Source organism: Tenacibaculum sp. (genome assembly GCF_050290165.1).
GTDB lineage: Bacteria > Bacteroidota > Bacteroidia > Flavobacteriales > Flavobacteriaceae > Polaribacter.
This window is the reverse complement of the sequence record NZ_JBNKHD010000008.1, coordinates 41,589-49,904: the sequence shown is the minus strand read 5'-3', so window position 1 is coordinate 49,904 and position 8,316 is coordinate 41,589. Positions and strand designations below refer to the sequence as shown.

General features: G+C 33.0%; 6 protein-coding genes. 4 read left to right on the top strand and 2 right to left on the bottom strand.

Annotation, left to right across the window (positions count from 1 at the left end; genetic code table 11):
* Positions 1 to 322: 322 nt before the first annotated feature.
* Together ACQY6M_RS07785 and odhB are read left to right on the top strand one after the other, a co-directional pair.
* Complete coding sequence (locus tag ACQY6M_RS07785) at positions 323 to 3,049, top strand: 2-oxoglutarate dehydrogenase E1 component (RefSeq protein ID WP_428740953.1); 2,727 nt, start codon at positions 323 to 325, stop codon at positions 3,047 to 3,049.
* 116 nt (positions 3,050 to 3,165) lie between these two features.
* Positions 3,166 to 4,374: a 2-oxoglutarate dehydrogenase complex dihydrolipoyllysine-residue succinyltransferase gene (gene odhB, locus ACQY6M_RS07780; protein WP_428740954.1), complete on the top strand. Its 1,209-nt coding sequence runs from the start codon at positions 3,166 to 3,168 to the stop codon at positions 4,372 to 4,374.
* A gap of 74 nt (positions 4,375 to 4,448) precedes the next feature.
* Here odhB and ACQY6M_RS07775 read toward each other — a convergent pair whose 3' ends face one another.
* Together ACQY6M_RS07775 and ACQY6M_RS07770 are read right to left on the bottom strand one after the other, a co-directional pair.
* Positions 4,449 to 6,701, bottom strand: coding sequence for an anion permease (locus ACQY6M_RS07775; protein ID WP_428740955.1), 2,253 nt, complete (start codon positions 6,699 to 6,701; stop codon positions 4,449 to 4,451).
* Between the two features lie 25 nt (positions 6,702 to 6,726).
* Positions 6,727 to 6,933: a hypothetical protein gene (locus tag ACQY6M_RS07770; RefSeq protein WP_428740956.1), complete on the bottom strand. Its 207-nt coding sequence runs from the start codon at positions 6,931 to 6,933 to the stop codon at positions 6,727 to 6,729.
* A gap of 59 nt (positions 6,934 to 6,992) precedes the next feature.
* Here ACQY6M_RS07770 and ACQY6M_RS07765 point away from each other — a divergent pair, with 59 nt between their 5' ends.
* Positions 6,993 to 7,268 carry a 2-oxo acid dehydrogenase subunit E2 gene (locus ACQY6M_RS07765; RefSeq protein WP_428744941.1) on the top strand — a complete coding sequence of 92 codons (276 nt, stop codon included), beginning with the start codon at positions 6,993 to 6,995 and terminating at the stop codon, positions 7,266 to 7,268.
* Positions 7,269 to 7,373: 105 nt separating this feature from the next.
* Positions 7,374 to 8,258, top strand: coding sequence for a helix-turn-helix domain-containing protein (locus ACQY6M_RS07760; RefSeq protein WP_428740957.1), 885 nt, complete (start codon positions 7,374 to 7,376; stop codon positions 8,256 to 8,258).
* Positions 8,259 to 8,316 lie beyond the last annotated feature (58 nt).

Below are 8,316 nucleotides of genomic sequence, written 5' to 3'. Positions count from 1 at the left end.
GGACCCTCTGATTAACAGTCAGATGCTCTAACCAACTGAGCTAAGGAGGAATTTAAAACATGCTTGTCTTAAAATGCGAGTGCAAATTTAAGTGCTTTTTTTATATCTGCAAATTATTTTTAATAAAAAGTACAGGTATTTTTTTTAATTTCTGGATTACAGCACTTTATTTTCTTAAAAAAGGAGGCTGTTAACTGAAATTTAACAAAAAGAAAAGACTCGTTAAAGAGTTTAAAATTAGGCTAAAAAGAAGTGCTTTTTTTGTTAAAAGTTGTACTTTTGTCACCATTATTCTTATAGATAGAAAAGTATAACAAAATATATGGACAAGTTTTCGTTCTTAAACGCAGCACATACAGGTTTTATAGGTGATTTGTACGAACAATATCAAAAAAACCCTGATGCGATAGAACCAAGTTGGAGAAGTTTTTTTCAAGGATATGATTTGGCTAACGAGAATTATTCATTAACAGATGAAGAAGTCTCAATAGAAGTCCCTGAAGAAGTACGTAAAGAATTTTTAGTAATCGATTTAATCAACGGTTACCGTACGCGAGGTCATTTGTTTACTAAAACAAATCCAGTTCGTAATAGAAGAACTTATACGCCTACATTAGATATTGAGAACTTCGGCTTAAGTCAAGCAGATTTATCTACTGTTTTTAGTGCAGGTGAGGTGTTAGGCATTGGGCCTAAAAGCTTAGCTGAAATTATAGAGTATTTAAAATCTGTTTTCTGCGAAAGTATTGGGGTTGAGTACATGTATGTGCGTAACCCAGAAGAATTAAAGTGGTGGAATGAGCGTTTAAACAAAAATGCAAACCATCCTAGTTATGATGTAGAAGCTAAAAAATACATTTTAACTAAATTAAATCAAGCTTCGACTTTTGAGAGTTTCTTACAAACTAAATATGTAGGACAAAAACGATTCTCTGTTGAAGGAGGTGAAACTTTAATACCAGGGGTAAGTGTTGCCCTTAGAGATGCTGCTGAATTGTATGGAGTTGAAGAGTGTGTGTTAGGAATGGCACACCGCGGACGCTTAAATACCTTGGTCAACATCTTTAAAAAACCTGTTCGCGATTTATTTAGTGAGTTTGAAGGAAAAGATTTTGATGACCAGGATATTGATGGAGATGTAAAGTATCACTTAGGTTTAACGCTTAGCAAAGAGTATCAAGGTGGGCAAAAGATGAAAATGAACTTAGTTCCAAACCCATCTCACTTAGAAACTGTTGATGCTGTTGCTGAAGGTATTGTTAGAGCTAAAATAGACAAAGATTACGATGGGAATGGAAATAAAATTCTTCCAATTTTAGTACACGGTGATGCTGCAATTGCAGGTCAAGGTATTGTATACGAAGTTGTGCAAATGGCACAATTAAACGGATATAAAACTGGCGGTACTATTCACGTAGTGGTGAACAACCAAGTAGGGTTTACTACGAACTATTTAGATGCTCGTTCAAGTACCTATTGTACCGATGTTGCTAAAGTAACCTTATCACCAGTATTACACGTAAATGCTGATGATGCGGAGGCTGTTTGTCATGCAATGGAAATGGCTGTTGAATATCGTATGAAATTCAATAAGGACATTTTTATTGATTTGTTAGGGTACCGTAAATATGGTCATAACGAAGGTGATGAACCTCGTTTTACACAACCTAAATTATATAAGGCGATTTCTAAGCATAAAAATGCTAGAGAAATTTATGCTAATAAATTAATAGCGGAAGGTAGTATTACTGCAGAGTACCTAAAAGAAATTACCGAAGAATTTAAGGCTCATTTAGAAGTTGAATTTGCTGAATCTAAAAAGAAAGAAACAGCAAAAGTTCAAGATTTTATGCCTGATGTTTGGAAAGGTTTTATACGCAAACAGTTGCAAGATATGTTGCAGCCTGTAGATACAACCTATCCTATAGATAGTTTAAAAGATATAGCAAGAGTAATTTCAAAAACTCCAGAAGGACACAAGTTTGTTCGTAAGGCAGAACGTATTTTACACGGACGTGAAAAAATGGTTTTTGAAGATAATTTGTTAGATTGGGGTACTGCTGAAAACCTAGCCTATGGTACTTTACTAGAAGAAGGATATGATGTTCGTATCTCTGGGGAAGATGTAGAAAGAGGTACTTTCTCTCATCGTCATGCAATTATGCGTGATGAAGATACCCTAGAGCGTGTTAACTTGTTAAACACAAATCCTAAGAATAAAGGAGAGATGACTATTTACAACTCTCACTTATCGGAATATGGAGTGTTAGGTTTCGACTATGGATATGCAATGGCAACTCCCAATACGCTAACAATTTGGGAAGCTCAGTTTGGTGATTTTGCTAACGGAGCACAAATTATGTTCGACCAATATATTTCTTCTGCAGAAGATAAATGGAAGTTACAAAATGGATTGGTAATGTTATTACCTCATGGGTATGAAGGGCAAGGACCAGAACACTCGTCAGGTAGAATTGAACGTTTCTTACAATCATCATCAACTGATAACTGGACAATAGCAAATTGTTCAACACCAGCAAATATGTATCATATTTTGCGTCGTCAGATGAAACGTGATTTTAGAAAGCCGTTAGTAGTTTTCACACCAAAAAGTTTATTACGTTTACCAAGAGCAGTAAGTTCTATAGAAGATTTAGCTAACGGAACCTTCCAAGAAGTAATTGATGATACTGTTGATACTTCAAAAGTGAAGAAAATGGTATTCTGTACAGGTAAGTTTTATTACGATTTATTAGAAGAGCGTGAAAAATTAGGTAGAGAAGATGTAGCCTTAATTCGTATAGAACAGTTATTTCCATTACACAATGATAGAATTAAAGAAGTAATGGATAGGTACCCAAATGTAGAGCGTTATGTTTGGGCACAAGAAGAACCTAAAAATATGGGATCTTGGACATACATGTTAGAACGTTTTGAATTGGCTAGATTAGAGTGTGCTTCGGAAGAATATCGTTCGGCACCAGCAGCAGGTTCAAGTGCTCGTTTTAGAAGACGTCATCAAGCTATTATTGATAAGGTTTTTGATTAAAAATAAATGCGTTAGGGATTGAAGTAAGCTATCGTGTAGCGCGAAAAGCCCGACCCGATAGGGAAACGCTCAAATAAAAGAAATAAAATAATTCAGATATATAAAATTTAGAACTGATGGTTTTAGAAATGAAAGTTCCTTCTCCGGGGGAATCAATTACAGAAGTAGAAATCGCAACTTGGTTAGTTGAAGATGGTGATTACGTTGAGAAAGATCAACCGATTGCCGAAGTAGATTCTGACAAAGCAACGTTAGAATTGCCTGCGGAAGAAAGCGGAATAATCACTTTAAAAGCTGAAGAAGGTGATGCAGTAGCAGTAGGAGCTGTTGTTTGTCATATTGATATGAGCGCTGCAAGACCTGATGGAGCTGGAGCACCAAAAACTGAGGCACCAAAAACTGAAGAGAAAAAAGAAGCACCAAAAGCTGAACCTGCTAAGGAAACGTATGCAACAGGTACAGCATCTCCAGCAGCTAAGAAAGTATTAGCTGAAAAAGGAATGAGTGCAGATGATATTAAAGGAACTGGTAAAGACGGTCGTGTTACTAAAGAAGATGCTGTAAATGCTGTTCCATCTATGGGAACTCCAGGTACTGGATCTCGTAGTAGTGAGCGTAAGAAATTATCAATGTTACGTCGTAAAGTAGCACAACGTTTAGTTTCTGTAAAGAACGAGACTGCGATGTTAACTACGTTTAACGAAGTGAACATGCAACCGATTTTTGACTTGCGTAACGAGTATAAAGACGAGTTTAAAGCGAAACACGGTGTAGGCTTAGGTTTTATGTCATTCTTTACCTTAGCAGTTGTAAGAGCTTTAAAAATGTATCCAGATGTAAACTCTATGATTGATGGAGATTACAAAGTAAGTCACGATTTCCAAGATATTTCTATTGCAGTATCAGGTCCTAAAGGATTAATGGTGCCAGTAATCAGAAATGCTGAAAATTTAACGTTTAGAGGAGTTGAAAGCGAAGTAAAGCGTTTAGCATTACGTGCTCGTGACGGACAAATTACTGTTGATGAAATGACAGGAGGTACGTTTACAATCACTAACGGTGGTGTATTTGGATCTATGTTATCTACACCAATTATCAATCCTCCACAAAGTGGAATTTTAGGAATGCATAACATCGTTAATCGTCCAATGGCGGTAAATGGTGAGGTGGTAATTCAACCAATTATGTATGTAGCGTTATCATACGATCACAGAATTATTGATGGTCGAGAGTCTGTTGGATTCTTAGTAGCTGTAAAAGAAGCATTAGAAAATCCAGTAGAATTATTAATGGATAACACCCCTAAGAAAGCCTTAGAAATGTAAACCAAAATATGGTTTTATTCATATAGAAATCCCGCACAAACTGTGCGGGATTTTTTGTTTATATTAGAACAAATTTAGTTCTTCAATTGTTCATTCTTTTCATAATACAGGTTTAAAATTTCTATATTAGATTTTATTAAGTCTTTCGTTTCTAGTAAAATAATGAAATATAAGGTAGCGTTTTTGGGGCTTGATTCTTCAGTTCTTGTTCTTTCAACCTGAAGTTGAATAGACTCTTCTAAATGATTTAATAATGTAACCTTTCTATCAAGTATTTCTGGAACTATCTTTTCAAAACTCCTAGAATCAAAAATCTCACTAATATCATTTAATAAGTCTATTAATTTATTATTAACCTCTAATAACTCAGTCGCTTGTTTTTTCTTTAATGCTTTATGGTTGTTGTTTACATGTTTGTGGCTAATCTTTGCAATTAAGCTAGATGATTGGGCTACATCTTGTAAGCTCCCAGTAACATCTATATAAAATTTACTTGCAGCTAAATAAGAGTCGTCCAATTCTTTAATAAAGTAGAAAATTTCACTCTGTAAATCTTCAATTTCTGTTTCAAGCTTATTTACATTATTCTTAGCTTTTTTAAGTAGAACTAAATCTTGATTAATTAGACCTTTAATAGTCATATCATTAATTTTACAAACTCTTTTTAAAGCTTTAGAAATATTATCAGCACTTTCTTCTATCACTCCTTGAATTGAATTTCCTTCCGCTTTACTCAATCTATCTTCTGCTTTTAATTCTTTTGTTTTTTTATTATGAGTTATATAGTTTCTAGCTAATAATAAAATTGCTAGTAATAATAATACTGCAATTGCAGTTGGCCCACCCAAGTTAATTAACAGTGCCATTATACCTGCAGCTATAAATGCAATAATAGCAGTTCCAAACCAGCCTCCTATTACATTAAGAACGCCTGCAACTCTATATACAGCACTATCACTCCCCCAAGCTCTGTCTGCTAAAGAGGTACCCATTGCAACCATAAATGTTACATAGGTTGTAGACAGTGGTAATTTCATAGAAGTAGCAATAGAAATTAAAACTCCTGCTACCATTAAGTTAACCGACGCTCTTATTTGATCAAAAGCTGGTAACTCATGTGATTTACTCTTTGAAACCGTAACTACTGGTTTTTGAAATTGTTTGTCTATCTTTAGAACTACAGATGCAGGTAACACAGTATTTGTATATTTAAAAACTAACATTGTAAATCTAACAACTGCTCTTGATAATGTGTTAGGTTTAAACTTTTCAGCTCCTTCTCCTTGTCTTGATAAACCAATTTCTGTATCAGCTACTAAGTGTGCTTTTTTAGAAAACCACAATGTAAGTACCATAATTCCTCCAGCTAAAAATAACAACAGTGGTTCTGTTGGTACTTTTTTATCTAAAACTTTCATGGAGAATGCAGTTGCGTCAATTCCAGAAGTAATCCAAGCTTCATAAGAGTGCCATGCTGCCATTGGTACACCTATAAAGTTTACTAAGTCATTCCCGGCAAAAGCTAATGCCAGACCAAACGTACCTATTGCTATAATAGGAATAAAAATATTCTTCTTTAAGACACTCATATATATTTGAGAAAGGATTGTCCAAGCAACAAATGAAATGAAGATGATCATAATTTCATTTCCTTCTAACATTCCTTTTATATCGTTATAATAAGGTGTTCCTTTTAAACCTTTCATAAAGATAAAATATGTAATTGCTGTTAATGCACCACCTCCAAATAAAGCTCCTAAATATTTTACTTTCTTGTCGTAATGAAAAGAAAAAATTAATCTTGAAACGTATTGCACTAGTGTTCCTACAGAAAAAGCAATTAATATCGAGAGTAAAATACCTGAAATAATTTGAAATGCTTTTTCTGTATTTATATATGTAAATAAATCTGAAAATGTTTGTGAATCCGAAGCTCCTATTTTAATCAATGCCATTGCCACTGCAGCTCCTAATAACTCAAATACTATAGAAACTGTAGTAGATGTTGGCATCCCTAAAGTGTTAAAGAAATCGAGGAGTAAAATATCGGTAATCATTACTGCCATAAAAATGATCATAATCTCATTAAACATAAATTCGCCAGGAACAAAAATTCCTTTACGGGCAACTTCCATCATACCGCTAGAAAAAACAGCTCCAATAAAGATTCCTAAACTTGCAACAATCATTATTGTTTTAAAAGGGATTGCTTTAGAACCAATGGCAGAATTCAAAAAATTAACCGCATCGTTACTAACACCAACAACTAAATCTGCTACTGCCAGCACTACTAATGCTACAATCATTATAAAGTAAATATTTTCCATTTTTTTATTTTTATTGGAAGTACAGTTATTGTTTTTTACCTCTAAATAAACTTAAAGCAATTGCAGTAATACCTATAACAATGGTAATATATGAGCCTGTGTTGTCTTGTGCCTTAACTAAATCTAAATCACCAATAGAAACCTGTGTTTCTGGCTGAAAAAGGGTATAAACTCCATATGCTAAAATTACTATCCCTGTAATTAATAACATTGATTGGTAAGTTTTGCTCATAATTGATTGATTTTCATAAATATATAAAAAAAAGAGCTTGTAATTTCAAATTAGCGTTTATGTTTAGGTTATTAATTTTCTTTTTTATGAAAGTTGTTCCTCATATAGGAACTCTAGGTATAGGATCTCGTAACACTGAAAGTAAGAAGTTATCTATGTTAGCTGCGTTTAATAAAATGAAGATGAAATCAATTATGTATGTAGCATTATCGTACGATCACAGAATTATTGATGGTCGTGAGTCTGTTGGATTCTCAGTAGCTGTAAAAGAAGCATTAGAAAATCCAGTAGAATTATTAATGGATAGCAATCCTAAGAAAGCCTTAGAAATGTAAACCTAAATATGGTTTTATACATATTAAAATCCCGCATAAACAGTACGGGGTTTTTTGTTTAAGAATTACTATTTTTAAGAAATATACAGTTTATGTGTTTGATGTATGAAAAGAGAAATACCTAACTTACTATTTAAATCTAAATCACCTGAAATTTCAGGAATTGAAATAATCACTTTAGAAAAAATTAAAGAAGAAAAAGATAGTTTTAATCATTCTCCAGAAAAAGCACACCAATTAGAATTTTATCAACTAGCTTTTTATACAGATGGAACATCGGAACAGTTGATAGATTTTGTTTGGCACAAAGTGGAAAAGAATACGGTAATTTATGTATCAAAAGGACAAGTAAATGCATTTAAATTTAATAAAGATTTAAAAGGTTTCTTAATCCTCTTTACAGAGGATTATTTAAAAGAGCAACTGGCAAAAATTCCAAAAGACACAGCCATTCGTTTATTAACTCCACAACTTTTTTCTCCGAAGGTTCAAGTAGGTCAAACATCTAACTTACCAGAATATGTAAAATTAATTTTTGAAGAATTTTATAAATCAACTGATAGTTTCAATAAAAAGCACATTGTTGATTCTTTATTCAGTATCATTTTTTCTAAGGTTGAAGAAATTAAAAAAAACGAAACAGATTATATTAAAGACTCTGAAAAGTTACGACTCTTTTTGAAGTTTCAAACAAAGTTAAAAAAGACATTTATAAGGAATAAGAATGCAGATTTTTACGCGCAAGAACTGGGCGTGACTTATAAACATTTAAATGTTGTTGTTAAAGAGGTGATTAATAAAACTGCTAAACAATATATTGATGAGTTTGTAATTTTAGAAGCCAAGAGAAATCTTGTTAATTCTACAATTAAAAGCACAGAATTAGCTTACTTAATGGGATTTGAAGAGTCCACAAATTTTGTAAAGTATTTTAAAAAGCGTACGGGATTAACCCCTAATGAATTTAAAAATAGCTATATAAAAACATAAAGGTTCGATATTTACCATTTTATTCTTTTAATTGACCTATTTGCTACTTTCTTTCTGT